Origin of the sequence: Micromonospora sp. NPDC000121, assembly GCF_042899165.1 — a bacterium.
Lineage (GTDB): Bacteria > Actinomycetota > Actinomycetes > Mycobacteriales > Micromonosporaceae > Micromonospora.
The window spans coordinates 667,197-691,238 of sequence record NZ_JBIAZP010000001.1; the positions used below are offsets into that span (position 1 = coordinate 667,197).

Here is a 24,042-nt window from a genome sequence, read left to right on the forward strand (position 1 = left end):
CCCGGCAGGGGGTCTTCCCGCCCCTCGGACGTCCGGCTGACCCGTGCGGACGGGCGGGTAGGTTTCTCCGCATGCCCGCACTGACGGTCGGCTTCGACCTCGACATGACCCTGGTCGACTCGCGTCCCGGCATCGCCGAGACGTTCCGGGCCCTGACCGCCCGGACGGGGGTGCACGTGGACGCGGACGCCGCCGTGTCCCGGCTCGGCCCGCCGCTGCGTACCGAGATCGCCCGCTGGTTCCCGGCGGAGCAGGTCGACGCGGCCGTCCGCACGTACCGCGAGCTCTACCCGGCGTACGCGATCACGCCCACCGTCCCGCTGCCGGGTGCCCGCGCCGCGATCGACGCGATCCGCGAACGCGGCGGCCGGGTGCTGGTGGTCACGGCCAAGCACGGCCGCCTGGCCCGGCTGCACCTCGACCACCTCGGGCTGGTGGTCGACGAGGTGGCCGGCGACCTGTTCGCCGAGGAGAAGGCGACCGCGCTGCGCCAGCACGGCGCGACCCACTACGTCGGCGACCACGTGGCCGACATGGTGGCCGCGCAGGCCGCGGGCGTGCCCGGCGTCGGGGTCGCCACCGGCCCGTGTGCGGCGGACGAACTCCGCGCGGCCGGGGCGACAACCGTGCTGGATGATCTCACCGGATTCCCGGCGGCGCTGGACGGGGTGATCCAGCTAGCCTTGGGGCAGTAGACGTCTCAAGCGAAGCAGGGGTTCTCAGGTGCCGACGGGTCGAGTGAAGTGGTTTGACGCGGCCAAGGGATACGGGTTCGTCACCAGCGACGAGGGTGGCGACGTGTTCCTTCCCAAGACCGCGCTGCCGGCGGGTGTCACCGACCTCAAGGGCGGTCAGCGGGTCGACTTCAGTGTGGTGGACAGCCGCCGGGGTGCGCAGGCGATGGGGGTCAAGCTGCTCGACGCCCCGCCGTCGGTGGCGGAGCTGCGCCGCCGGCCGGCCGAGGAGTTGCACGGCCTCGTCGAGGACATGATCAAGGTGCTGGAGGCGAAGGTTCAGCCGGATCTGCGCCGCGGCCGTTTCCCCGACCGCAAGACCGCGCAGAAGATCGCTCAGCTGGTCCACGCCGTCGCGCGCGAGCTGGAGGTCTGAGGCACCAGCCCGGCGGCGGCGGCCCGACCGAGCAGCGCCTCCACAGCGGCGAACCCGGCGTCCCCCAGGTCGGCGGTGAACTCGTTGACGTAGAGGCCGATGTGCCGGTCCACCACGTCGGGCTCCATCTCCTGCGCGTGCGCCAGCACGTAGTCGCGGCTCGCCGCCGGGTCGGCCCAGGCCCGGCGGACCGACTCGCGGACCCACCCGGCGGCGGCCTCCGGGTCCACGGTGCCGCGCCGGGCCAGGATGGCGCCGAGGGGGATGGGCAGGCCGGTGTCGGCCTCCCACCACTCGCCCAGGTCCACCAGGGCGGTCAGTCCGTGCCGCGGATAGGTGAACCGGGCCTCGTGGATGACCAGGCCGGCGTCGTACCGGCCGGCGGCCACGCCCGGCATGATCTCGTGGAACGGCACCACCTCGATCCGCGCCGGCGGCCGATCCGCCGCCCACAGCCGGAAGAGCAGGTACGCCGTCGTCCGGTCGCCCGGAACCGCCACCGTGGCGCCGGTGAGGTCCGCGCGGTCGCTGCGGTCGGTGGGGTCGGTGCGATCGGCGTGCCCCGCGTTGCCCGGGCGGTCGAGTCGGCCGGTGCCGTCGCCCCGGGTCAGCACCAGCGGGCCGCAGCCACGGCCGAGCGCCCCGCCGCAGGGCAGCAGGTGGTAGTCGTCCAACAGCCACGGCAGCGCGGCGTAGCTCACCTTCACCAGGTCGAACGCCCCCCGCTCGGCGGCCGTGTTGGTCACGTCGACGTCGGCGTACGTCACCTCCACCGGCGGCGCGTCGGGCACGAGGCCGTGCACCAGGGCGTGGAAGACGAACGTGTCGTTGGGGCAGGGCGAGATCGCCAGCGAGAGCGCCACGCGCCCACGGTATCCCCGCACCCTGGTGGTCGCCCGCCTGCGGCCCCACCCCTGTGACCTACGCCCACTGTTCCGGCCCCGGGGCCCGCGTCCGTCCGCGGAGCCTGCGGCACGCTGCGGCCCGCTGCGGCCCGGCGCGGCGACGGGACACGGGTGCGATCGCGGCGGCCCACCTTGGCCACCTCGGCTGCCCCGGCCACCTTGGCCACCTCAGATGCCTCGGCCACCTCGGCCACCTCGGCTACCTCGGCCGTCTCGGCCGCGAACTGCTCGATGATGAGGGATGACAGCTCGCTGCCGCCTGTCGAGCTGATGTCGTAAACGATTCACCCGAGCAGTCCCGCGCCGGCGCCGAAGTCCAGGCCGCCGTCGTCGCCGCCGCGACCGCCGATGCCGGCCTTCGTTGCCGCCCGTGCCGGCGCCGTCCTTGCCTTGCCAACCTGCTGGGGCGTGTCGGCGACGACCGGGGCGCGTTCACCGCCTCCCGTCCCTCGGCGACCGCCTGCCGTACCGCCCGCCGTGCCGCCCCGTCCGCTGGCGACCGCCTGCCGTACCGCCCGCCGTGCCGCCCCATCCGCTGGCGACCGCCCGCCGTACCCGCCCGCCGTGTCTCGGCTGCGGCATCTCAGCCATCGAGGATCCGTGGTCGGGGAGCCGGCCCTCGCGGGAGCGTGTCGCTGCGTCGGGCGGAGGCGACTCCCCTCGCCCGGGTCCGGCTACGTCCTGTACCGACACGATCTTGTCGTCGTGTGGCCGGTGGGCTGCTTCGTTTGGCGGCCTGTCATTGCTGTGTGGGTGGTCGTTGGCGCAGCCTGGCCCTTACCCGTGATTGTGTGGCTGGTGGTCCGCTTCCGGCTCGGTCTCGTCGCTGCGTGGATCGTCGCCGGCACCGTCCGGCCCTCACGCGTGATGTCGTAAACGATTCAGCTCGACAGCGTCGCAGTAGGCATTCTTGCTTTCCTGATGCGGCGGCTTCTGATGGCCGGCGGCCGAGCGGCCTGACAGCACGGCCATGGTTGTCGGCACTCTCGTGGTTGTCGGCACGCCTGTGACCCTTGGCGTTGTCCACAGGCTTGTCCACAGCTTCATGAGGGCTGTTGAGGAAGCCGCGGCACGTCGGGAGCATGGTTTCGTGGCAGAGCTGACAGACGCGGTCGACCTGGGCGAGGCCCTCCGGTCCCTGCGGCGCCTCGCTGACCTGAGCCAGCGGGAACTGGCCGAGAGGTCCGGGGTGCCCCAGGCCACCCTGGCCCGGATCGAGTCGGGCCGGGCGATCGATCCGAGGTTCCGCACGGTGGAACGGCTCGTCCGGGCCGCCGGGGGAAGGGTGGCCGTCGGCGCCGCTGGCGCGGTCGACAGCCCCGACAGCCCTGGCGGCCCCGGCAGCGCCGGCAGCGCCGACAACGACGGCGGGCCGCTGCCGGCGGTGCCGCACGACGGGCTACGGGACGCGGCAGGGCGGCGATATCCCGCTCACCTCGACGCGTGGGAGGTCCGGGAGCCGAAGGACTGGCCGGGTGCCTGGTGGGCGAACTGGTACAACCTGCCGCCCGCGCTGTGGCCGCTGCCGTTACCGGCGGCCACGTACGAGCGGAATCGTGCCTATCGGGACAGGCGCCGGTGGGCCGCGGAGGTCCGGCGCACGGTCCGGCTGCGCCGGGTGACGGGCGGCCTGCCGGCGACGTCGTGGCGGCTCGTGGCCGAACTACCGGGGGGCGAGTTGGTCGGTGAGCTGCGGGCCCACGAGCGCAGCCCACACCTCTTGTACGGCGACGACCCGAGCGAGGTACGGGAGATCGTTCTCGACGGCGTTCTCGTGGCCGCGGACTATCGACAGCTCGGCATTGGTCGCCGGTTGGTCGGCCTGCTCGCCGACGAGATGGACCGGGCGGGCATCCGGACGGCCCACGCGATCGCCCGGTTCGGCGGCGTCGACCTGCTGCTGGCCTGTGGCTACCAGTTGGAGTCGGACCGACCGTGGGCGCTGCGGCTCGACCGCCGGCCGGCGGTGGCCGACTGAGAGGCGGGCGGGGGACTGAGAGGCGGGCGGGGCGCTCCTATGGCGCGCGTCAGGTCAGGGCCGCGGCGGCGGTGGTCAGGGCGGCGAGTGCCTCGCGCATGCGCCAAGTGTCGCGATCGCGGGGGCCGATCGGGTTGGAGACGGTACGCAGCTCGGCGAACGGGAGACCCGCCTGGGCGGCGGCGACGGCTACCCCGTACCCCTCCATGGCCTCGGCGACCGCGTCCGGGTGCCGCAGGCGCAGCGCGTCGGTGCTGGCGGCGGTGCCGGTCACCGTGCTGACGGTCAGCACCGGGCCGACGGTGGCCGCCGGGAGCGCGGCCCGCAGCCGGGCGAGCAGGCCCGGGTCGGCGGCGAGCGCGGTGCCGCTGCCCAGCCATTCCGCGGGCATGCCCAACTCGTCCACCGGGATGAAGCCGGCCGGCGACTCGGCGCCGAGGTCGGCGGCCACGGACACGGTGCCCAGCACGGTGGCGCCCACCTCCACGCGGCCGGCGAAGCCACCCGCCACGCCCGCGCTGACCACGCCGCCGTACGGCCGACCGGCGGCCTCGGCGAGCACCAGCAGCCGGGTCGTGGTCGCGGCGGCGACGGCGGGCCCGACCCCCACCGGCAGCACCGTGGTCGACTCGTCGGTGAGGCCGGCGCGGATCGCCTCGGCCTCGGCGGGGACCGCCGTGACCACCAGCAGACCGGTCACGAGAGCGGCCCCTGCGGCTCCCGGCGGGTCTCGTCGTCCGTCCCGCCCGGCCCGCCGACGGCTGATGACGGCCGGTAGATGTGGTAGCCCGGCGGCGCCAGCCCGGGGTCGTCCCGCGCGGCGCCGCCCTGCGTCGGGGCGGGGGAGGTGGGCGTGGGGTCGTACCGGCGCCTGGCCTCGGGGCCGGGGGAATCCGCGCCGTCGGTTCCCGGGGCGCCCGGGGCGTCGGGGTCGGTCGGGTCGGTCCCGTCGGCGGCCAGCTCGTCGTCGCCGAGCGGCCGGCCGAGCAGGCGCTCGGCCCGCAGCCGGCCGGCCACCACCACGCCCCGGGCGGCGGCCACGGTGCCGACGGCGGCGACGACGGCGATCCCGATCCGGCCGTCGAAGGGTACGAGCCCCAGCCCGCCACCGGCGACGAAGGCGAGCATCAGCACCGTCTCGGAGTGGGCGAAGGAACTGGCCCGCAGCCGCTCCGGGATGCGTTCCTGGATCGAGGCGTCCACGGCGAGCTTGGCGATGCCGCTGTTCAGCGCGGCGACCAGGCAGAGCAGGGCGACCATGGGCAGCGAGAACTTCAACGCGGCGAGGATCGCCACCCCGGCGACGATGACCATGCCGCTGGACTGGATCGCGGCGGGTCGGTGGATGCGCAGGCGGGTGCCGACCGCGGTGGCCAGGAAGGTGCCCACGGCGAGCGCCGCGCCGACCAGGCCCAGCGCCGCCTCGTCGCCGAGCTCCCGACCGAAGACGACGGTGGTCAGGTCGCCGGCCTTGATCGCGAACGCCAGGAAGAGCAGCAGGAAGCCGTAGACCGCGCGCAGCGTCGCGGCGCCGACCAGGGTGGCGATCACGAGCCGGCCCGCCGGCCGCCCCCGGCCCAGCGGGCGGTCCCCGGTGCGGCGACCTAGCGCCCGCAGCGGCCGGGGCACCCGCTCCGGCGGCTCCGAGTCGGCCTTCGGCGGCAGCCGCAGGGAGATCACCATGCCGACCAGGAAGATGACCGAGGCCACCCGGAGCGGCCACTGCGGCCCGAACCAGAAGGCGGCCAGGCCGATCGGGGCCACCAGCGCGCCGGCCACCGTGCCGTAGACGCTGGCCCGGGCGCCCACCTGGGACAGCCCGAGCCCCTCGGGGAGCAGCCGGGGCACGGCCGCCGATCGGGCCACCCCGTACGCGCGGGAGAGCGCCAGCACGCCGAAGGCCGCCGGGTAGAGCCCGAAGCCGTGGATGTAGTCGGAGATCAGCCAGGCCAGGAAGGCCCGGCCGAGCATGGTGGCGGCCAGCGCGTACCGCCGGCCGTGCCGGAAGTGGTCGAGCAGCGGGCCCACCACCGGGGCGAGCATGGCGAACGGCACCATGGTCACCAGCAGGTAGAGGGCGACCTTGCTGCGCGCCTCGCCGAGCGGGACGTTGAAGAAGATCGTTCCGGCCAGGCCGATGGCGATCAGCGTGTCCCCGGCGCAGGAGATCGCGTGCAGGTCGAAGAGGCGGACCATGCCGACCTCGCCCCCGGCGCCCCGGGCACGGGCCCGGCCGGCGCTGCGTGTCATCCAGCGCCCACCGCTGACCGAACCCCGGAAGAGCAGGCGGACGGCCTTGATGCCGGTGCCGACGGTCTGCCCGAGCACGGACCGCCCGGAGCGGGAGAACAGCGGCATGCCCACCATCCTCGCCCATCCGGTCCCCGCACGCCGCACCACTGCGCCAGAACATCCTCGGCGGGTGCCTGTCGGCCGGCCGTACGCATGGGGAACAATGGTCGGGTGACCAGGCCCGCCTCCGCCCGCGCCGCTCGTCTCGACCAGGTTTGCGCCGCCGCCGTCGAGGTGGCGCGTGACGCCATCACCGAGGCCGACGCCTCGGACGTCGGCGACCACCTGCAGGCCGTCGCGGAGGGCGACCGGCTCGTCACGCACTACTTCGAGTGCCGCCTCGCCGGCTACCGAGGCTGGCGGTGGGCGGTCACCGTCACCCGGGTGCCCCGCAGCCGGCACGTCACCGTCTGCGACACCGTGCTGCTGCCGGGCTCGGACGCGCTGCTCGCGCCCGGCTGGCTGCCCTGGCAGGAGCGGCTCAAGCCGGGCGACCTCGGCCCCGGCGACCTGCTGCCCACCCCGGCCGACGACGAGCGGCTCCAGCCCGGCTATGTGCTCTCCGACGACCCGGCGGTCGAGGAGACCGCCTGGGAGTTGGGGCTCGGCCGGCCGCGGGTGCTCTCGCGGGAGGGGCGCAGCGAGGCCGCCCAGCGCTGGTACGACGGCGACCACGGCCCTTCCGCCGCGATCTCGGTCGCCGCTCCCGCCGCCGCCCGCTGCGGGACCTGCGGCTTCTACCTGCCGCTCGCCGGCGCCCTGCGGCAGTCCTTCGGCGCCTGCGGCAACTTCTACGCCCCGGACGACGGCCGGGTGGTCAGCGCCGACCACGGCTGCGGCGCGCACTCGGAGACCCTGATCGAGGCCGCCGACACCCCGGTCGACGAGATGCCGACGGTCTACGACGACAGCGCGGTGGAGCCCGTGTCGGTCAGCCGGGCGCCCGGCTCGGTGGAGGCCGCGGAGCCGGCGGAGCCGTACGGCCACCCCTGACGGACCGGCCGCGGCGCCGGGCCGGCGCCACCGCCTGCCCGGCCAGCCGGTCGAGGGTGTGCGGATCGGCGTCGGCGCGGGTCAGCGGCCGGCGCGGCGGCGCCGTCGGTTGGCGTCGTGCCGCATCATCACGGCGAGACCGGGGAAACCCCACAGGAAACCGGCCAGGCAGATCCACAACCAGTTCTGGTGACCGTGCTCGGTCAGCCAGTCGCGGAAGAAGACGAGCAGCACCAACCCGGCGAGCGCCCAGGCCGCCATCCCAGCGAGGGCGAACGGCACCATGGGCGGGTCGAGCGGCTCGGGTCGCGGCGGCTGCTCCTTCGGCACGCGGCAAGCGTACGCGATCAACTTTCCCTGGTGGCCGGTGATCTGCGACGATGCGCGCGAACAACGGAAGATCACCTGCGAGGACCTGATGGCAGTAGCCCCACCCGACAACGGCACACCACCCGCTCATCCGCGTAACGGTTTCGACCGGTTCTTCGAAATCTCCGCCCGTGGCTCGACGATGAGCCGCGAGGTACGCGGTGGCCTGGCGACCTTCTTCACGATGGCGTACATCGTGGTGCTCAACCCGCTCATCCTCGGTGGTGCCGTCGACGGCGACGGCAAGGCACTCTCCATCCCCGCCCTCGCCGCGGCGACCGCCCTGGTCGCCGGCCTGATGACGATCCTGATGGGCGTCGTCGGCCGGTTCCCGATCGCGCTCGCCGCCGGTCTCGGCGTCAACGCGCTGGTCGCGTACGAGATCGCCCCGGAGATGACCTGGGCGGACGCGATGGGCCTCGTGGTGATCGAGGGTGTGATCATCGCGGTGCTGGTGCTGACCGGCCTGCGTACGGCGGTGTTCCGCTCGGTGCCGACGCAGATGAAGACGGCGATCGGCGTCGGCATCGGCCTCTTCCTCACCATCATCGGCCTGATCGACGCCGGCTTCGTCCGCCGCATCCCGGACTCGGCGAACACCACCGTCCCCGTCGGCCTGGGCATCGACGGCAGCCTGGGCAGCTGGCCGATGCTGGTGTTCGTGGTGGGCCTGCTGCTCACGATCGTGCTGCTGGTGCGCCGGGTCAAGGGCGCGATCCTGATCGGCATCCTCGGCTCCACGGTGCTCGCGGTCGTCGTCGAGGCGGTGGCGAACATCGGGCCGTCCTTCGTCGACGGCAAGCCGAACCCGAAGGGCTGGGCGCTGAACGTCCCCGAGCTGCCGAAGACCTGGGTGGACGTGCCCGACCTGTCGCTGCTCGGCAACTTCAACGTGTTCGACTCGTGGAGCCGGGCCGGCTGGGTCGTCGCGCTCATGTTCGTCTTCACCCTGCTGATCACCGACTTCTTCGACACCATGGGCACGATGGTCGCGGTCGGGCAGGAGGGGAGCATGCTCGACGAGCGGGGCACCCCGCCGCGGGCCAAGGAGATCCTGCTGGTCGACTCGATCGCGGCGGCGGCCGGCGGTGCGGCGAGCACGTCGAGCAACACGTCGTACATCGAGAGCGCCGCCGGTGTGGCGGAGGGCGCCCGCACGGGCGTGGCCAACCTGGTCACCGGCGGCCTGTTCCTGTTGGCGATGTTCCTGGCGCCGCTGGTCGTGGTGGTGCCGTTCGAGGCGGCCTCCACCGCGCTGGTGGTGGTCGGCTTCCTGATGATGACCGCGGTGCGGACGATCGACTGGTCCGACTACGAGATCGCCGTCCCGGCGTTCCTCACGATCGTGCTGATGCCCTTCACGTACTCGATCTCCAACGGCATCGGCGCCGGCCTGATCACGTACGTGGTGGTGAAGCTCGCCAGGGGCAAGGCCCGGGAGATCCACCCGCTGCTGTACGGGGTGGCCGCCCTCTTCGTGCTGTACTTCCTGCGCGGGCCGATCGAGTCCCTGGTGCTCTGACACGCTGCGCTCCGGGCCGGTGACCGAATCGGGTACCCGGCCCGGAGCAGGGCAAACTTCGCGTGAGCATGGTCATATCACAGCTCATTAGCCAGGCTCATTAGTTAAGCTAACTATCGTGACGGAGCGGACGGTGACGGCGAAACGCGTGCCACCGGCGCAGCTCGCACCACAGCTGCGTGATGCGATCACCCGGCTCAACCGACGGGTCCGCCAGGCCCGGCCGGTCGGCGACCTCACGGTCACCCAGCTCTCCGCGCTCACCAGCCTCCGGCTGGCGGGCGCGCTGACGCCTCGGGAACTGGCCGACGTCGAACGGGTGCAGCCGCCGACGATGACCAAGATCGTCGCGAAGTTGGAGGAGCGCGGCCTCGTGCAGCGCACCCCCCACCCGACCGACGGCCGGCAGGTCATCCTCGCGGCGACAGAGGGGGGACGGGCGGTGCTCGACCAGTTCGAGCGCGTCCGTGACGAGTGGCTGGCCCACCGGCTGGCCGAGCTGACCGAAGCGGAACGGGACACCCTGCGGCAGGCCGCCGAGATCCTTCAGCAGCTCGCCCGCGCCTGACCCGCGCGCCTCGCACCAACCGCGCCGTCCGCCGTCGATGACGCGTACGACCGCGAGGAGGCGCACCAAGAGTGCAGGCGAAGCTGAGCACGATGTTCCAGTCCCTACAGGTCCGCAACTACCGGCTCTTCGCATCCGGGCAACTGATCAAGCTGATCGGTGTCTGGATGATGTTCATCGCCCAGGACTGGCTCGTCCTCGAGCTCTCCGACAACTCCGCCACCGCGCTGGGTGTGGTCACCGCCCTCCAGTTCGCCCCCGTCCTGCTGCTCACCCTGCTCTCCGGGCGGCTCGCCGACCGCTACGACAAGCGGATGCTGCTCTTCGTCGCCAACGCGTTCTGGACCGTGCTGGCGCTCGCGATGAGCCTGCTGGTGATCACCGGCCTCGTGCAGCTCTGGCACGTCTTCGCGTTCGCGGCCCTGCTCGGCGTCGCCAACGCCGTGGAGACCCCCGTCCGGCAGGCGTTCGTCTCGGAGCTGGTCGGCACGTCGCTGCTGCCGAACGCGCTCTCGCTGAACGCGGCCGTGTTCAACTCCGCCCGGATCGTCGGGCCGGCCGTAGCCGGCCTGGCCATCGCCGCCTTCGACGTGGGGCCGGTCTTCCTGTTCACCGCGCTCAGCTCGATCGCCCCGCTGGTCAACGTGGTCCGGATGCGCCCGGCCGAGCTGCACCGGGAGGCGCTGCCGCCGCGCGACGAGCGGGCGTCGGCCAAGGTCGTCGACGGCCTGCGCTACGTCTGGCGCCGCCCCGACCTCCTGCTGCCGATGGCGGTGATGTCGGTGATCGGCATGTCGCTGTTCAACTTCCAGCTCACCCTGGCCGCGCTCGCTAAGACCGTGTTCCACACCGGGGCGGCCTCGTTCGGGCTGTTCAGCACCGCGCTGGCGGTCGGCGCGCTGGTCGGGGCGCTGGCCGGCACCGGGCGGCGCAGCCGCCCGTCGGTCTGGGTGGTGCTCGGGGCCGCCGTCGGCTGCGCCAGCTTCGGCACCCTGGTCGGGCTCGCCCCGGCGTACTGGATGGTGGTGGCGCTGCTGCTGCCCACCGGGTTCTTCATGGTGTACTTCGCCCAGGCCGCCAACCAGCGGGTCCAGCTCGGCACGGACGCCGCCTTCCGGGGCCGGGTGATGGCCCTGTGGGTGCTGGTCTTCCTCGGCACCAACCCGGTCGGCGCGCCGGTGATCGGCTGGGTCGCGGAGACCTACGGCGCGGGCGCCAGCATCTGGATCGGCGGGCTGATCTCGCTGACCACCGCCCTGCTCGCGCTCACCTGGCAGCTCCGCCGCGCCGGTGCCCGGCTGCGCTTCCGCGTCCTGCCGATGCCGCGCTTCTACGTCACCTCCACCGACTGCTGACCGCCGCGCCGCCCGGGGTGGGACGATCCGTCCCATCCTGCGGATGGCGTGGATGCGGCCAATCCGGTGGCGGCCTGCGAGGATGAGGCTTAGCGTCGATGCGTGGAGGTCGGACGCGGGGTGCTGCTGGTCCTGGCCTTCGTCGGCGTGGCCAGCCTGCCGGCGGTGATCGCCGCGCTCTTCTGCGCCGACGAGATCATCGACCGGGTCGCCTGCGGGTGGGCCGAGTGGCGCGAGCGCCGGCGGGAGCGGCGCACCATCGCCCGGCTGGACCGGGCCGTCGAGGCCGACGCGCTGACCCGCGACATCGACCTCACCGACTTCGACCGGCCCGACCGGCGCCCGCTGGAGCAACTCGCCGCCGACCTGCGCCGCCTGCGCGGCCAGGGGGCCGGTGCCGACGGCCGGCAGCCGGTCTGGCACGGCACGGTGCTCCGGGCGTACGACGACCGGCTCCGGCTGGCCTGCCGGGCGCTCGGCGTCACCGAGCACCTGACCGAGCTGGAGGGCGTCGACCTGGAGCTGGAGCGGGTCCGGGTGGAGGGCGTCCTGCACGCCGCCGGGCTGACCCTGCCCGCCGCCCGGCCCGGTCACCGGCAGCGCCACCGCTGAGCGGCGGGCCGGCGTGAGGCTCTTCGTCGCGGTCTACCCGCCGCCCGAGGCGGTCGCGGACCTCGGCGCGCAGGTCGCCCGGTTGCGGGTCGGCGCGGCGGCCGCCGCCGGGATCAACGTCCGGCTCGGCGACCCGGCCACCGCACACGTCACCCTCGCCTTCCTCGGCGACGTCGAGGCGGGCCGCCTGGTCGAGGTGGAGAGCGCGCTCGGGCTCGCCGCCGAGTGGTCCCGGGACGGCCGCGCCGCCGCGCCCCGGCTCCGGCTCGCCGGCGGCGGGAGCTTCGGGCGGGGCCGGTTCACGGTGCTCTGGGTCGACCTGCGGGGCGAGGTGGAGCGGCTCCAGGTGCTGGCCCGGCTGATCCGTTCCCGGCTGCGGTACGCCCGCCTGCCGCACGACGAGAAGCCGTTCCGCCCGCACCTGACGGTCGCCCGCCCCGGCGACCGGGTGCCCCCGGTCGACGTGGCGGCGGACGTGGCGACCCTGGACGGATACGAGGGCCCCGAGTGGCCGGCCGCCGAGATGGTGCTGATGCGCAGCCACCCCGGCCCCCGCCCCACCTACGACCGCCTCGCCGCCTGGCCCATCTGACCGGTGCTCCCGTCCGGGTCTCCTCGTTCGGGCACCGGTGACCAAGGGGTTTGCGTCGTTCCTGGCCGGGAATCCGGGCGCAAACCCCTTGATCGACAGGAGGAGGGCTACCAGGCCCAGGCCTCCGGGCCGGGACCGCCGTTGCCGACGGGCGGGAAGAGTTCGTCGAGCCGGGCGAGGGAGTCCTCGTCGAGGGTGACCGTCAGGGCGCCCAGAGAGCGGTCGAGCTGCTCGGCGGTGCGCGGCCCGACGATCGGGGCGGTCACCCCCGGCCGCGACAGCAGCCAGCCGAGCGCCACGTCCGCCGGGTCGTGCCCCAGCTCGGCGCAGAACTTCTCGTACGCCTCGATGGTCGGCCGGTGCGCGGCGAGGGCGTCGGCGGAGCGGCCGGTGGCGCCGCGCGCGGCCCCGCCCTCGGCCATCTTCCGCAGCACACCGCCGAGCAGCCCGCCGTGCAGCGGCGACCACGGGATGATGCCCAGCCCGTGGTGCTGCGCCGCGGGCACCACCTCCAACTCGACGTGCCGGGTCAGCAGGTTGTAGATGCACTGCTCGGAGACGAGGCCGAGGAAGTGGCGCTTCGCCGCCGCCTCCTGCGCCACCGAGATGTGCCACCCGGCGAAGTTGGACGATCCGACGTAGAGCACCTTGCCCTGGGCGACCAGGGTCTCCATGGCCTGCCAGATCTCCTCCCACGGCGTGGTCCGGGAGACGTGGTGCATCTGGTAGAGGTCGATGGTGTCGGTCTGAAGTCGGCGCAGCGAGTCCTCACAGGCCCGGACGATGTGCCGGGCGGACAGGCCCTGCTCGTTGGGCCACTCGCCCATCTTGCCGTAGACCTTGGTGGCCAGGACGACCTTCTCCCGCCGGCCGCCGCCCTGGGCGAACCAGCGGCCGATGATCTGCTCGGTGATCCCCTCGCCGGTCTGCCACCCGTAGACGTTGGCGGTGTCGAAGAAGTTGATGCCCTGTTCGAGGGCCCGATCCATGATCGCGAAGCTGTCCGGCTCGGTCGTCTGCGGCCCGAAGTTCATGGTGCCGAGGCAGAGACGGCTGACCGACAGGCCGGTGCGGCCCAGGTTCGTGTACTCCATACGGCCACCCTGCCACGGCGGCACTTCGAGTGCCTCGCGTCGACTCCGGCGAACGCCGCCGCCGGAGTCGACGCGTCAGGAGGACTCGCGGGCCGCCGGCCCGCTGCCGAAGAGGACGTCGTCCCAGCTCGGCAGGCGCTTGCGGGGCTTGCCCCCGGCCTCGGCCGACTCGCCGGCGGCAGCCGCCGGCGCGCCCGTGCGGCGGGGCCGGAGCACCGCCAGGGACGGCACGGCCGGCACCTCCTTGGGCGCGTCCGAGTCGTCGTCGAACGCGGAACCCTGCCCGCCGCCGAGCAGCGCCGCCGCGCCGCCGCCGACCGGTCGCTGCCGGGGCGCGTCCTGCCCCGCCAGGGCGGCCGGGGAGCGCGGGTCGAGCCCGCGGCCCGACGTCGAGCCGAGCGGACGGTCGAGGGAGGCGAGCAGGGCGTCCCGCCCGGCCCGGATCGGGTCGCGGCCGGGCCGGCTGTGCTCGGCCGGCGCCGGCAGGCCGTGCCCGCCCCGGCTCGGCTCGCCCCGCGACGGGCCGGGCAGCGCGTGGCCGCCCCGCTCCGGCGCCGGCTCCTGCCCGAGGATCGGGGTGGGCCGCTCGGCGCACAGGTACTGCGCCATGTCGTCGTGCGGGGTGACCGCCTGCCGGGTCTTGTCGAGATCCCAGACCGCCTGCGCGGTCGCCTTGCCCGACGGCCAGGTCGCGACGATCCGCCAGGTGCCGTCGTCGCGGCGCCACGCGTCCCAGGAGATCTTCTCGGTGTCGATCCCGTGCTGGGCCAGCCGGCCGTTGACGACCTCGGCGAGCGGGGTCGGCTTCTCCGCGCCCTTGAGCCGGGTGCGCCGGGCATGCTGGGCGAGCATGGCCCGCTCCTGGAGCACCGGGCCGGCGTAACGCAGCACCCGGTCGACCGGCACGCCGGCGATCCGGGCGACGTCCTCGGCGGACTCGCCGGAGCGGATCCGGGCCTGGATGTCCCGTGGGGACAGTGAGGGCACCGGGTCGGCGGCGGTGGCCGGGGCCACCGCGAGCGGCGGGGCGCCGGGCTCGGCGTGCAGCGCGCCGGCGATGCGCTCGTCGATGGGCAGGGCGAGCAGCCGCCCGACCTCGTCGGCGAGCACCAGGGCCTGGCCGTCCTCGGAGAGGGCGACGAAGCGTACTGGGCGCATAGCGTTGCCTCCGTCCCGCTTCGCTGGCCGTCACGCCACGAGCCGGCCACCCGGGCGTCTCGCACCACCGTACGCGTATCTTCCCCGAGGTGGGGGATGCGACACCCGCATGTCGCGACTGAGCTGCGGCGATGATCACGTTCGGTGGTCGTCGGACGGGCCGGCGGCCACCGAACGTGACGGTTACCTAGAGCCGCTCGACCACGTAGTCGATGGACGCGGTCAGCGCCTCGACGTCGGCCGGCTCGACGGCCGGGAAGAGCGCGACCCGAAGCTGGTTGCGGCCCAGCTTCCGGTAGGGCTCGGTGTCCACGATGCCGTTGGCGCGCAGCGCCTTGGCGATCGCGGTGGCGTCGACCCCGTCGGCGAAGTCGATGGTGGCGACCACGTTGGACCGCAGCGCCGGGTCGGCGACGAACGGCGTCGCCACCTCGGAACGCTCCGCCCAGCCGTAGACGATCGCGGCGCTCTCGGCCGTGCGCTTGGCCGCCCAGGCCAGCCCGCCCTGCGCGTTCATCCAGTCGGTCTGCTCGGCGGCCAGGAAGATGGTGGCCAGCGCCGGGGTGTTGTAGGTCTGCTCCAGCCGCGAGTTGTCGATCGCGGTGACCAGGTCGAGGAAGGCCGGGATGTAGCGGCCCGACGCCTTGATCTCGCCGGCCCGCTCCAGGGCGGCCGGGGACATCAGGGCCAGCCAGAGGCCGCCGTCGGAGCCGAAGCACTTCTGCGGGGCGAAGTAGTAGACGTCGGTCTCGCCGACGTTGACGTCGAGCCCGCCGGCGCCGGAGGTGGCGTCGACCAGCAGCAGCGAGCCGGGGTCGGCGCCGGCCACCCGGCTGATCGGCACCGCGACGCCGGTCGAGGTCTCGTTGTGCGGGGTGGCGTAGACGTCGACCCCCGCCTCGGCCACCAGGCTCGGGGCGGTGCCGGCCTCCGACTTGCGGATGGTCGGCTCGCCGAGGAACGGCGCGTCCTTGACGGACTTGGCGAACTTCGCGCCGAACTCGCCGAAGCTGGCGAACTGCGCCCGGTCCCGGACCAGGCCGAACGTCGCCACCTCCCAGAACGCGGTGGTGCCGCCGTTGCCGAGCACGACCTCGTAGCCCTCGGGCAGGGAGAAGAACTCGGCGATGCCACGGCGCAGCCGGGCGACCTGGTCGCGGACGGTCTTCTGCCGGTGGGAGGTGCCCAGGTAGCTGGTCGCCACGTCGGCGAGCGCGGAGACCGCCGCCGGACGGACCTTGGAAGGCCCGCAGCCGAACCTTCCGTCGGCGGGCTTGAGGTCGTCGGGAATCCGGATGGTCGGTGCGTCAGCCACGGTTGTCGAGATCCTTCCGCATGGGCGAGGGCGGGCCCGGTCTTGAGTCGGGCGCGGATCGACGGCGGACGCGCGCGGGCGCGCGGGGGGCCGGGATCCGGGCCTGGTCCGGCGACACTGCCGGCCTTCATCCTCCCACCCGGGCGGGCCGGTCCGGCCGCTGGTCCCACACCCGGGCGTGAGGCATCCGCCACAACACGCCCCGCCCAGGTGCATAGGAAGGGCCCCTTCCTATGCACGAGGCGTTAAGAAGGGGCCCTTCCTTACATCTCAGACGCCGTGCGGGATGGCGTCCCAGCCCTCGACGTCGCTGGGCTTGCGGCTGCCCGGGCCGACGTAGCGGGCCGACGGGCGCACCAGGCGCTGGAGCTTCTTCTGCTCCAGGATGTGCGCGCTCCAGCCGCCCATCCGGGCGCAGGTGAACATCGAGGTGAACATGTGCGCCGGCACCTCGGCGAAGTCGAGCACCACGGCCGACCAGAACTCGACGTTGGTGGCGAGCACCCGGTCCGGGCGGCGGGCCTGCAGCTCGGCCAGCGCGGCCTTCTCCAGCGCCTCGGCGATCTCGAAGCGCGGCGCGCCCAGCTCCTTGGCGGTGCGGCGGAGCACCCGGGCGCGCGGGTCCTCGGCCCGGTAGACCCGGTGGCCGAAGCCCATCAGCCGCTCGCCCCGGTCGAGGACGCCCTTGACGTAGCCCTCGGCGTCGCCGCTGCGCTCGACCGCCTCGAGCATGCTGAGCACGCGGGAGGGGGCGCCGCCGTGCAGCGGGCCGGAGAGGGCGCCGATGCCGGAGGAGATGCAGGCCGCGGCGTCCGCGCCGGTGGAGGCGACGATCCGGGCGGTGAAGGTGGAGGCGTTCAGGCCGTGCTCGGCGGCCGAGATGAAGTAGGCGTCGACGGCCTTGACGTGCCGCGGGTCCGGCTCGCCGCGCCAGCGCTTCATGAACCGCTCGACGATGGTGGACGCCTTGTCGATCTCCTTCTGCGGCACCGCCGGCAGGCCGAGGCCGCGGGCGGACTGGGCGACGAAGGACAGCGCGGTGACCGACACCCGGGCGAGGTCCTCGCGGGCCTGCTCGTCGGAGATGTCGAGGAGCTGGTCGAGGCCCCAGTAGGGGGCGAGCATCGCGACCGCGGACTGCACGTCCACCCGGATGTCACCGGAATGCACCGGCACCGGGAACGGCTCCGCCGGCGGCAGGCCCGGGCCGAACCGCCCGTCGACCAGCAGCGCCCACACGTTGCCGAAGGAGACCTGGCCGATGAGGTCCTCGATGTCGACCCCGCGATAGCGCAGCGCGCCGCCTTCGCGGTCGGGTTCGGCGATCTCGGTCTCGAAGGCTACGACGCCCTCCAGCCCGGGTTTGAAATCGGCCATGTCATCTCTCCTGGGTCTGCTCGGCGCGCCCGCTCGGGCCCTCATCCGGCCAGCCGGCCGAGCGCCCCAGGCGACCCTCATCAGGGATGTGTTCGTGACATCTTGCCTGCTGGGTAACCGGATGCGCGACCCGCTGCGACTGTGCTGCACGCGACATGCCCCGCCCGGGGCGGCCCGGACGCGTCGGCGACACTGGGCGGTACGGGCTGGCCTGCTCAGAGGGCGCGGGTCGGGTCGACGGGGAGGGGAGAGAACGTGACGGGCAACACAGTGCCCCCGGCCGCGATGCGTAACGAGTACGCCGCGGACATGGGCCTTGCCGAGGCGGACCTGGCCGCCGACTGGCACACCCAGTTCGACCGCTGGTTCGCCGACGCGGTCGCCGCCGGGCTGCCCGAACCGAACGCGATGGTGGTCGGCACCGCCGACGCCGCCGGCCGGCCGAGCGCGCGGACGGTGCTGCTCAAGGGGTACGACCCCGAGGGCTTCGTCTTCTTCACCAACTACGGCTCCCGCAAGGGCGCCGAGGCGACCGCCAACCCGTACGCGAGTCTGGTGTTTCCGTGGTTCCCGATGCAACGGCAGGTGGTGGTCGCCGGCCGGGTGGAGCGGGTCGACCGGGCGGAGACCGAGGCGTACTTCGCCAGCCGGCCGCGCGGCTCCCAGCTCGGCGCCTGGGCCAGCACGCAGTCCCGGGTGGTCCCCGACCGGGCGGCGCTGGACCAGGCGTACCGGGCGGCGGCGGAGCGGTTCGCCGAGGTCGAGCCGATCCCCGCGCCGCCGCACTGGGGCGGGCTGCGGGTGCGGCCGGAGTCCGTGGAGTTCTGGCAGGGCCGGGCCAGCCGGCTGCACGACCGGCTGCGGTTCCGGCGCACCGAAGCCGGGGAGTGGACCGTCGAGCGGCTGGCCCCGTGACCCAGCTCAAGGAACCCCGGCCGCGCGGGCTGCGCCGGTTCGCGATCGACCTGCGCCCGCTGGCCGTGCCGGCGTACCGGCGGATGTGGCTCGGCAACGGCATCGCGATGTTCGGCATGCAGTTCACCGCGGTGGCCGTGCCCGTGGAGATGTACGCGCTGACCGAGGACTCGCTCTGGGTCGGGCTGATCGGTATCGCGGCGTTCGTACCGCTGCTGGTCTTCGGGCTCTGGGGCGGCGCGGTGGCCGACGCGCGCGACCGGCGCACGGTGCTGCTGGCCACCTCGGCGGTGCTGTGGGCCTCGACGCTCGGCCTGCTGGTGCAGGCGCTGCTCGGGGTCGGCAGCCCGCTGCTGCTGCTGGTGCTGGTGGCGGTGCAGTCGATCGCCTTCGCGATCAGCTCGCCCACCCGTAACGCGATCCTGCCCCGGCTGGTGCCGCTGGACCTGGTGCCGGCGGCGAGCACGCTGAACTTCACCACCTACACCGCGGCGGCCGTCTTCGGGCCGCTCGCCGCGGGCCTGATCTTCGCCCGCTGGGACACCGAGGTCGGCCTGCCGATCGCGTACGCGCTCGACGCCGTGCTGTTCACCGTCGCCGTGTGGGCCACCTTCCGGCTGCCGGCGATGCCGCCGGAGCCGGACCCGGACGGCGCCGACGCTCCCCGGCGGGCCGGGCTGGCCAGCATCGTCGACGGGCTGCGCTACCTGGCCACCACGCCGGTGCTGCTGCTCTCCTTCGCCATCGACCTGATCGCGATGGTGCTGGCCATGCCCCGCGCGCTCTTTCCGGAGATCGCCGAGGAGCGGTTCGGCGGCGGGGCGGCGGTCGGCTGGCTCTACAGCGCGATCGCGCTCGGCGCGATGCTCGGCGGGCTCACCTCCGGCTGGATCGGCCGGCTCCGCCGGCAGGGGCTGGCGCTGGTGGCGGCCGTCGTCGCCTGGGGCCTCGCCGTGGCGGTGGCCGGGCTCGCCGGCCAGCTCTGGCTGATGGTGCTGCTGCTCGCGGTGGCCGGCGCGGCCGACCTGGTCAGCGCGGTGCTGCGGCAGTCCATGCTGCTGGTCTACGCGCCGGATCGGATGCGCGGCCGGCTCCAGGGCGTCAACACGGTGGTCATCGCCGGCGGCCCGCGCCTCGGTGACCTGCGGGCCGGGGCGGTCGCGGCCGGGTTCGGCGGCGGGGTCGCCTGGGTCAGCGGCGGGCTGATCTCCGCGGCGCTCGCGGTGCTGCTCGCGGTGGCGTTCCCGGCGCTGCTGCGTTACCGGGCGGCGTCCGCCTCCGGCTCCGAACGGGGCTGACCGGTCGGGTCGGGGCGAGCGACGACACGGCGCGAACGGTTAGGGTCCCCCGCATGGACACCCCCGACCAGAGGTCGCCTTCGGGCGCACAGTGGACCATTTCCGGCGCCGGCCACGAGGCCGTCATCGTGGAGGTGGGCGGCGGGGTGCGGACATACCGTTCCGACGGGGTCGACCATCTCGACGGGTACGACGCCGACGAGATGTGCCCCGGCTGCGCCGGGCAGGTGCTGGCCCCGTGGCCGAACCGGATCCGCGACGGCCGCTACACCTTCGGTGACCGGTTGTTGCAGCTCACGCTCAGCGAGCCGGACCGGGCGGTGGCGATCCACGGGCTGGTCGCCTGGGTGCCGTGGCGGCTGCTGGACCGGTCGCCCGACGCGGTGACCGTCGGCTACGACCTGCCGCCGCAGCCCGGCTACCCGTGGTCGCTGCGGCTGCGCACCCGGTGGAGTGTCGGTCCGGACGGGCTGCGCGCGGAGCACGAGGCGACCAACCTCGGCGTCGAGCCCGCGCCGTTCGGCTTCGCCGTGCACCCGTACCTGCGCGTGCCCGGGGTGGCGGTGGACGACCTGTCGATGCGGCTGCCGGCCCGGTCGCGGCTTCAGGTGGACTCCCGGCTGCTGCCGATCGGCGCCAGCGAGGTCGCCGGCACCGAGTACGACTGGACCAGCCCCCGACGGATCGGCCGCGCCCGGCTGGACCTCGCCTTCGGCGACGTGATCCGCGACGACGACGGTGGCTCGACGGTCAGCCTGGCCGCGCCGGACGGCTCGGCGGGCGTGCGGATCTGGGCGGACCGGGAGTTCGGCTGGTGGCAGGTGTTCACCGGCGACGCGCTTCCCGGGCAGCGGTGCCGCCGTTCCGTCGCGGTGGAGCCGATGACCTGCCCGCCGGACGCGTTCCGCTCCGGCCGGGACGTGATCACCCTGAAGCCGGGCGCGACCTGGCGGGGTGTCTGGGGCGTACGGCCCGGGGTCTGAGCGGGGGAGCGCATGGAGTTCAGCGAGGTGGTCCGGCGGCGCCGGATGGTCCGCAACTACGACCCGGACCGTCCCGTGCCGCCTGAGGTGGTGGGGCGGCTGCTCGACCACGCGGTCCGCGCCCCGTCGGCCGGTTTCGCCCAGGGCTGGGGCTTCCTGGTGCTGGAGGAGCAGGCGGACCGGGAGCTCTTCTGGGCGGCGGCCACCCCCGGCGGGGGCGGCCGGGAGCGCTGGCTGGCCGGCATGCGCCGGGCCCCGCTGATCGTCGTGCCGCACGCGAACCGCTCCGCCTACCTCGAGCGGTACGCGGAGCCGGACAAGGGCTGGGCGGACCGCTCGGCGGAGCGCTGGCCGGTGCCCTACTGGTACGTCGACACCGGCTTCGCCGCCCTGCTGATGCTGCTGACCGCCGTGGACGAGGGGCTGGGGGCGTGCTTCTTCGGCATCCCGCCGCAGCGCCTCGACGCCTACCGCGAGGCGTTCGGGGTGCCGGACGAGTACGAGCCGATCGGAGCGGTCACCGTGGGTTACCGGATGCCGGACCACCGGTCACCGTCGCTGCGCCGGGGGCGGCGTCCGGCGGACGAGGTGATCCGGCGCGGGCGGTGGAGCTGAGCGGCTCCGGGCGTTTCGCCCGGTTGTGAACCGGACGGCGGGTAGCGAAACTGACATCAGGGAGCAGAACGCGGGGTGTCGCAGCCCGCTACGCTGGCACGGTCATCGGCACCGCGGGTCGCGGTGCCACGCCGCGACCCGGCCCCGCGTCGTGGCTCGGCCGGGCCTAGGGGGAGGGGAGCGTGCCGTCGTGATCTTCAGAGCGGTCCGGGACGGGCGTCCCTACCCGGAGCACAACCTGACGCTCAAGCAGTGGGCGGAGATCCCGCCGCGGCCCCTGCGCCTGGACCAGTTGATCACCACCAAGCGCGAGCTGGCGCTGGACAAGCTCCTCGCCGAGGACTCGACGTTCTACGGCGACCTCTTCCCGCACGTGGTGCAGTGGAACGGCGGGCTCTACCTGGAGGACGGGCTGCACCGCGCGCTGCGGGCGGCGCTCCAGCAGCGCAACCAGATCCACGCCCGGGTGCTCGTCCTCTCCGGTCCCGTCGAGTGAACGGCCGGCCCTGAGGCTTCGTTAAGGTGGCTGCCATGAGCCGTACCGACCTGCTCGACCTGGACTCCTCGCTCACCGAGGAGGAGCGGCAGATCCGCGCCGTCGTGCGCCAGCTCGTCGACGACCGGGTCCGCCCGCACGTCGCCGGCTGGTACGAGGAGGGCCGGGTGCCCGCCCGGGAGCTGGCCGTCGAGTTCGGCAAGCTCGGCCTGCTCGGCATGCACCTGACGGGCTACGGCTGCGCCGGCGCGTCGGCCGTCGCGTACGGGCTGGCCTGCCTGGAGCTGGAGGCCGGCGACTCCGGCGTCCGTTCCCTGGTCTCGGTGCAGGGCTCGCTGGCCATGTACGCCATCTGGCGTTACGGCAGCGAGGAGCAGAAGCAGCGCTGGCTGCCGTCGATGGCCACCGGCGAGGCGATCGGCTGCTTCGGGCTGACCGAGCCCGACCACGGCTCCGACCCGGCGTCGATGACCACCCGGGCCCGCCGCGACGGCGACGACTGGGTGCTGACCGGCGCCAAGATGTGGATCACCAACGCGCCGATCGCCGACGTCGCGGTGATCTGGGCGCGCACCGACGACGGCGTGCGCGGCTTCGCCGTACCGATGGACACGCCGGGGGTGACGGCGCGGGAGATCCGGCACAAGATGTCGCTGCGGGCCTCCGTCACCGGGGAGGTCGTGCTCGACGACGTGCGGCTCCCGGCGGACGCCCGGCTGCCCGAGGCGGTCGGGCTCAAGGCGCCGCTGAGCTGCCTGACCGAGGCCCGGCACGGCATCGTCTGGGGCGCGCTCGGCGCGGCCCGCGACTGCCTGGAGACCGCCCTGGAGTACGCCACCACGCGCACCCAGTTCGGCCGGCCGCTGGCCGGCTTCCAACTCACCCAGGCCAAGCTCGCCGACATGGCCGTCGAGCTGAACAAGGGGGCGCTGCTGGCGCTGCACCTGGGGCGGCTCGCCGACGCCGGGCGGCTGCGTCCCGAGCAGGTGAGCGTGGGCAAGCTCAACAACGTCCGGGAGGCGCTGGCCATCGCCCGGCAGTGCCGCACCATCCTCGGCGCGAACGGCGTCTCGGGGGAGTACCCGGTCATGCGGCACGCCAACAACCTGGAGAGCGTGCTCACCTACGAGGGCACCTCGGAGATCCACCAACTGGTCATCGGGCAGCGGCTGACCGGGCTGTCGGCCTTCGCCTGACCTGCGGTTTCCGCCCGCCGAGCCGGTGCCCGCGCCGGTCACCGCGAGGCGGGCGCACCCGGTCGCGCCGCTCGGCGAGCGCCGGTCGTACCGGGGCCTTACCGTCATGACAGACGACGTGTCTGACGAGGACGGTGAGGGCCATGGCCCGCGACGGTGACATCAACGAGCCCACGAAGGAGTTTCCGGGTTACCCGACCGGCGAGGAGCTCAAAGCCCGGACGGACGTCGCGCCCGAGCCCGCGCCGGGCGCGCCGACGCCGGCCGGCGGGCCCGCCCGCGGCCTGCTGTGGGTGCTCGGCGCGGCGGCCCTGGCGGTGGTGGTGCTGCTCGGCGTGCAGGCCACGGGCATCCTGCCGGACTTCCGCAACCCGTTCGCCAAGGAGCAGACCGACCGCAGCCAGCCGCCGCTGCTGAAGTCGATCCAGGATCTCAGCCGCTACGTCGCCGCCGAGGGCAACTTCCAGGTGGTCGTGGACCTCCAGAACGACCGGCGCAACGTGCCCGACTGGCTGCTCAACCAGCGCACCCTCTTCGTGGGGGCGGGCAGCGTCGAGGCGTACGTGGACTTCGCCAAGATCTCCGAGGGCGCGGTGGTCGAGTCGGCCGACGGCAAGTCGGTGGAGATCAAGCTGCCGGCGCCGCAGCTCGGCAAGACCAACCTCGACCTGGAGAAGAGCTACGTCTTCGCCGAGGAGCGCGGGCTGCTCAACCGGATCGGCGAGCTGGTGGACGGCGACCCCAACCGCCAGCAGCAGGTCTACCAGCTCGCCGAGGAGCGGATCACCACCGCCGCCCGGGACAGCGGCCTGACCCAGCGGGCCGAGGAGAACACCCGCAAGATGCTGGAGGGCCTGCTCCGCTCCCTCGGCTACGAGCGGGTGACGGTCACCTACACCGCGCCCTGACACCGCCACGGACACGACAGCGCCCGCCCCGGTCGACGGGGCGGGCGCTGTCGGTCAGGTGGGCGGCGGGTCGGCGAGGTCGTGCAGGGGGCAGCCCGTGTGCGGCAGGCGTGGGTCGGTCGCCCGCGGAGGTCAGTAACTGGTGGCGGCGTAGCGGTCCTCGTTGGGCATCAGAACCCAGAGCACCAGGTAGACGATCACCTGGGTGCCGGGCAGCAGCAGCGACAGCAGGAACAGCAGCCGGACGAACCCCGCCGACGTGCCGAAACGTTGGGCCAGGCCGGCGCAGACACCGGCGAACATGCGTCCCTGACGGGGGCGGACCAGTTTGCGACTCATCGTCGTACTCCCCACTCTGCGGCGTTCGCCGCATCTGCCTCAACGGTAGGAA

25 protein-coding genes are annotated in these 24,042 nt (G+C 73.8%); 16 read left to right on the forward strand and 9 right to left on the reverse strand.

From position 1 onward, the window contains the following. The first annotated feature begins 71 nt into the window (after positions 1–71). Both ACFY23_RS03225 and ACFY23_RS03230 read left to right on the forward strand, forming a co-directional pair. Positions 72–695, forward strand: a complete 624-nt coding sequence (locus tag ACFY23_RS03225; protein WP_350680646.1) for an HAD family hydrolase — start codon at positions 72–74, stop codon at positions 693–695. Positions 696–723: 28 nt separating this feature from the next. Continuing rightward, positions 724–1,110, forward strand: coding sequence for a cold-shock protein (locus ACFY23_RS03230; RefSeq protein WP_091098926.1), 387 nt, complete (start codon positions 724–726; stop codon positions 1,108–1,110). Here the strand turns inward: ACFY23_RS03230 and ACFY23_RS03235 are convergent. Further along, positions 1,071–1,973, reverse strand: a complete 903-nt coding sequence (locus ACFY23_RS03235) for a 1,4-dihydroxy-6-naphthoate synthase (RefSeq protein WP_350680644.1) — start codon at positions 1,971–1,973, stop codon at positions 1,071–1,073. The genes ACFY23_RS03230 and ACFY23_RS03235 overlap by 40 nt on opposite strands. A gap of 1,132 nt (positions 1,974–3,105) precedes the next feature. Between ACFY23_RS03235 and ACFY23_RS03240 the strand changes: the two genes are divergently transcribed. Next, a complete protein-coding gene (locus ACFY23_RS03240) occupies positions 3,106–3,993 on the forward strand; it encodes a GNAT family N-acetyltransferase (protein WP_350680642.1) in 888 nt (295 codons plus the stop codon). A 49-nt stretch (positions 3,994–4,042) separates the two neighbouring features. On the opposite strand, the gene ACFY23_RS03245 is transcribed toward ACFY23_RS03240, so the two are convergent. Together ACFY23_RS03245 and ACFY23_RS03250 are read right to left on the reverse strand one after the other, a co-directional pair. Next, positions 4,043–4,693: a futalosine hydrolase gene (locus tag ACFY23_RS03245; protein WP_350818903.1), complete on the reverse strand. Its 651-nt coding sequence runs from the start codon at positions 4,691–4,693 to the stop codon at positions 4,043–4,045. Then, the gene (locus ACFY23_RS03250; RefSeq protein ID WP_350686619.1) at positions 4,690–6,351 is read right to left on the reverse strand and encodes an MFS transporter; all 1,662 of its coding nucleotides are present in this window, start codon (positions 6,349–6,351) and stop codon (positions 4,690–4,692) included. Before ACFY23_RS03250 ends, ACFY23_RS03245 begins: the two co-directional genes overlap by 4 nt. 87 nt (positions 6,352–6,438) lie before the next feature. On the opposite strand from ACFY23_RS03250, the gene ACFY23_RS03255 reads away from it, so the two are divergent. Beyond that, a complete protein-coding gene (locus ACFY23_RS03255) occupies positions 6,439–7,278 on the forward strand; it encodes a DUF3027 domain-containing protein (RefSeq protein ID WP_350686620.1) in 840 nt (279 codons plus the stop codon). 81 nt (positions 7,279–7,359) lie between these two features. Here the strand turns inward: ACFY23_RS03255 and ACFY23_RS03260 are convergent, their stop codons facing one another. After that, on the reverse strand, positions 7,360–7,608 hold the full coding sequence (locus tag ACFY23_RS03260) for a DUF2530 domain-containing protein (protein WP_350686622.1): 249 nt from the start codon (positions 7,606–7,608) through the stop codon (positions 7,360–7,362). A gap of 88 nt (positions 7,609–7,696) precedes the next feature. Between ACFY23_RS03260 and ACFY23_RS03265 the strand changes: the two genes are divergently transcribed. The 5 genes from ACFY23_RS03265 to thpR all read left to right on the forward strand — a co-directional run bounded on the left by ACFY23_RS03265 (position 7,697) and on the right by thpR (position 12,296). Then, on the forward strand, positions 7,697–9,169 hold the full coding sequence (locus tag ACFY23_RS03265) for an NCS2 family permease (RefSeq protein ID WP_350686629.1): 1,473 nt from the start codon (positions 7,697–7,699) through the stop codon (positions 9,167–9,169). Between the two features lie 118 nt (positions 9,170–9,287). Further along, positions 9,288–9,737, forward strand: a complete 450-nt coding sequence (locus ACFY23_RS03270) for a MarR family transcriptional regulator (protein ID WP_350686624.1) — start codon at positions 9,288–9,290, stop codon at positions 9,735–9,737. Between the two features lie 71 nt (positions 9,738–9,808). After that, positions 9,809–11,092: an MFS transporter gene (locus ACFY23_RS03275; protein ID WP_350686626.1), complete on the forward strand. Its 1,284-nt coding sequence runs from the start codon at positions 9,809–9,811 to the stop codon at positions 11,090–11,092. A gap of 102 nt (positions 11,093–11,194) precedes the next feature. Further along, entirely contained in the window at positions 11,195–11,704 is a 510-nt protein-coding gene (locus ACFY23_RS03280; protein WP_350686627.1) for a hypothetical protein, read from the forward strand. Positions 11,705–11,717: 13 nt separating this feature from the next. Further along, entirely contained in the window at positions 11,718–12,296 is a 579-nt protein-coding gene (gene thpR, locus ACFY23_RS03285) for an RNA 2',3'-cyclic phosphodiesterase (RefSeq protein ID WP_350818901.1), read from the forward strand. Positions 12,297–12,403: 107 nt separating this feature from the next. On the opposite strand, the gene ACFY23_RS03290 is transcribed toward thpR, so the two are convergent. The 4 genes from ACFY23_RS03290 to ACFY23_RS03305 form a co-directional block, all read right to left on the reverse strand. Continuing rightward, positions 12,404–13,390, reverse strand: coding sequence for an aldo/keto reductase (locus tag ACFY23_RS03290; protein WP_350685277.1), 987 nt, complete (start codon positions 13,388–13,390; stop codon positions 12,404–12,406). A 75-nt stretch (positions 13,391–13,465) separates the two neighbouring features. Next, on the reverse strand, positions 13,466–14,548 hold the full coding sequence (sepH, locus tag ACFY23_RS03295; RefSeq protein ID WP_350685276.1) for a septation protein SepH: 1,083 nt from the start codon (positions 14,546–14,548) through the stop codon (positions 13,466–13,468). Between the two features lie 187 nt (positions 14,549–14,735). Beyond that, a complete protein-coding gene (gene serC / locus ACFY23_RS03300; RefSeq protein ID WP_350685275.1) occupies positions 14,736–15,863 on the reverse strand; it encodes a phosphoserine transaminase in 1,128 nt (375 codons plus the stop codon). Positions 15,864–16,133: 270 nt separating this feature from the next. Beyond that, positions 16,134–17,240: a citrate synthase 2 gene (locus ACFY23_RS03305; RefSeq protein ID WP_350685273.1), complete on the reverse strand. Its 1,107-nt coding sequence runs from the start codon at positions 17,238–17,240 to the stop codon at positions 16,134–16,136. Between the two features lie 285 nt (positions 17,241–17,525). Between ACFY23_RS03305 and pdxH the strand changes: the two genes are divergently transcribed. The 7 genes from pdxH (at position 17,526) to ACFY23_RS03340 (ending at position 23,651) form a co-directional block, all read left to right on the forward strand. Continuing rightward, positions 17,526–18,155, forward strand: coding sequence for a pyridoxamine 5'-phosphate oxidase (gene pdxH / locus ACFY23_RS03310; protein WP_350685279.1), 630 nt, complete (start codon positions 17,526–17,528; stop codon positions 18,153–18,155). After that, a complete protein-coding gene (locus ACFY23_RS03315; RefSeq protein ID WP_350685272.1) occupies positions 18,152–19,453 on the forward strand; it encodes an MFS transporter in 1,302 nt (433 codons plus the stop codon). Before pdxH ends, ACFY23_RS03315 begins: the two co-directional genes overlap by 4 nt. Before the next feature lie 53 nt (positions 19,454–19,506). Beyond that, positions 19,507–20,436 carry an aldose 1-epimerase family protein gene (locus ACFY23_RS03320; protein ID WP_350685271.1) on the forward strand — a complete coding sequence of 310 codons (930 nt, stop codon included), beginning with the start codon at positions 19,507–19,509 and terminating at the stop codon, positions 20,434–20,436. A 12-nt stretch (positions 20,437–20,448) separates the two neighbouring features. Further along, a complete protein-coding gene (locus ACFY23_RS03325; protein ID WP_350685270.1) occupies positions 20,449–21,051 on the forward strand; it encodes a nitroreductase family protein in 603 nt (200 codons plus the stop codon). A gap of 190 nt (positions 21,052–21,241) precedes the next feature. Continuing rightward, positions 21,242–21,547, forward strand: a complete 306-nt coding sequence (locus ACFY23_RS03330) for a type II toxin-antitoxin system VapB family antitoxin (RefSeq protein ID WP_350685268.1) — start codon at positions 21,242–21,244, stop codon at positions 21,545–21,547. A 35-nt stretch (positions 21,548–21,582) separates the two neighbouring features. Next, on the forward strand, positions 21,583–22,743 hold the full coding sequence (locus tag ACFY23_RS03335) for an acyl-CoA dehydrogenase family protein (protein WP_350685266.1): 1,161 nt from the start codon (positions 21,583–21,585) through the stop codon (positions 22,741–22,743). Between the two features lie 143 nt (positions 22,744–22,886). Continuing rightward, positions 22,887–23,651 carry a DUF4230 domain-containing protein gene (locus ACFY23_RS03340; RefSeq protein WP_350685264.1) on the forward strand — a complete coding sequence of 255 codons (765 nt, stop codon included), beginning with the start codon at positions 22,887–22,889 and terminating at the stop codon, positions 23,649–23,651. Between the two features lie 132 nt (positions 23,652–23,783). Here the strand turns inward: ACFY23_RS03340 and ACFY23_RS03345 are convergent, their stop codons facing one another. After that, a complete protein-coding gene (locus ACFY23_RS03345) occupies positions 23,784–23,990 on the reverse strand; it encodes a PspC domain-containing protein (protein ID WP_350685262.1) in 207 nt (68 codons plus the stop codon). Between the last annotated feature and the right edge of the window lie 52 nt (positions 23,991–24,042).

Excerpts from the sequence above, each read along its gene's own strand:
- ACFY23_RS03325 (WP_350685270.1), top strand. The coding sequence starts at position 20,449 with ATGGAGTTCAGCGAGGTGGTCCGGCGGCGCCGGATGGTCCGCAACTAC.
- ACFY23_RS03340 (WP_350685264.1), top strand. The coding sequence starts at position 22,887 with ATGGCCCGCGACGGTGACATCAACGAGCCCACGAAGGAGTTTCCGGGT.
- ACFY23_RS03265 (WP_350686629.1), top strand. The coding sequence starts at position 7,697 with ATGGCAGTAGCCCCACCCGACAACGGCACACCACCCGCTCATCCGCGT.
- ACFY23_RS03225 (WP_350680646.1), top strand. The coding sequence starts at position 72 with ATGCCCGCACTGACGGTCGGCTTCGACCTCGACATGACCCTGGTCGAC.
- ACFY23_RS03255 (WP_350686620.1), top strand. The coding sequence starts at position 6,439 with ATGGGGAACAATGGTCGGGTGACCAGGCCCGCCTCCGCCCGCGCCGCT.
- ACFY23_RS03320 (WP_350685271.1), top strand. The coding sequence starts at position 19,507 with ATGGACACCCCCGACCAGAGGTCGCCTTCGGGCGCACAGTGGACCATT.
- ACFY23_RS03305 (WP_350685273.1), bottom strand. The coding sequence starts at position 17,240 with ATGGCCGATTTCAAACCCGGGCTGGAGGGCGTCGTAGCCTTCGAGACC.
- pdxH (WP_350685279.1), top strand. The coding sequence starts at position 17,526 with ATGCGTAACGAGTACGCCGCGGACATGGGCCTTGCCGAGGCGGACCTG.
- ACFY23_RS03345 (WP_350685262.1), bottom strand. The coding sequence starts at position 23,990 with ATGAGTCGCAAACTGGTCCGCCCCCGTCAGGGACGCATGTTCGCCGGT.
- ACFY23_RS03250 (WP_350686619.1), bottom strand. The coding sequence starts at position 6,351 with ATGCCGCTGTTCTCCCGCTCCGGGCGGTCCGTGCTCGGGCAGACCGTC.
- sepH (WP_350685276.1), bottom strand. The coding sequence starts at position 14,548 with ATGCGCCCAGTACGCTTCGTCGCCCTCTCCGAGGACGGCCAGGCCCTG.
- ACFY23_RS03335 (WP_350685266.1), top strand. The coding sequence starts at position 21,583 with ATGAGCCGTACCGACCTGCTCGACCTGGACTCCTCGCTCACCGAGGAG.
- ACFY23_RS03290 (WP_350685277.1), bottom strand. The coding sequence starts at position 13,390 with ATGGAGTACACGAACCTGGGCCGCACCGGCCTGTCGGTCAGCCGTCTC.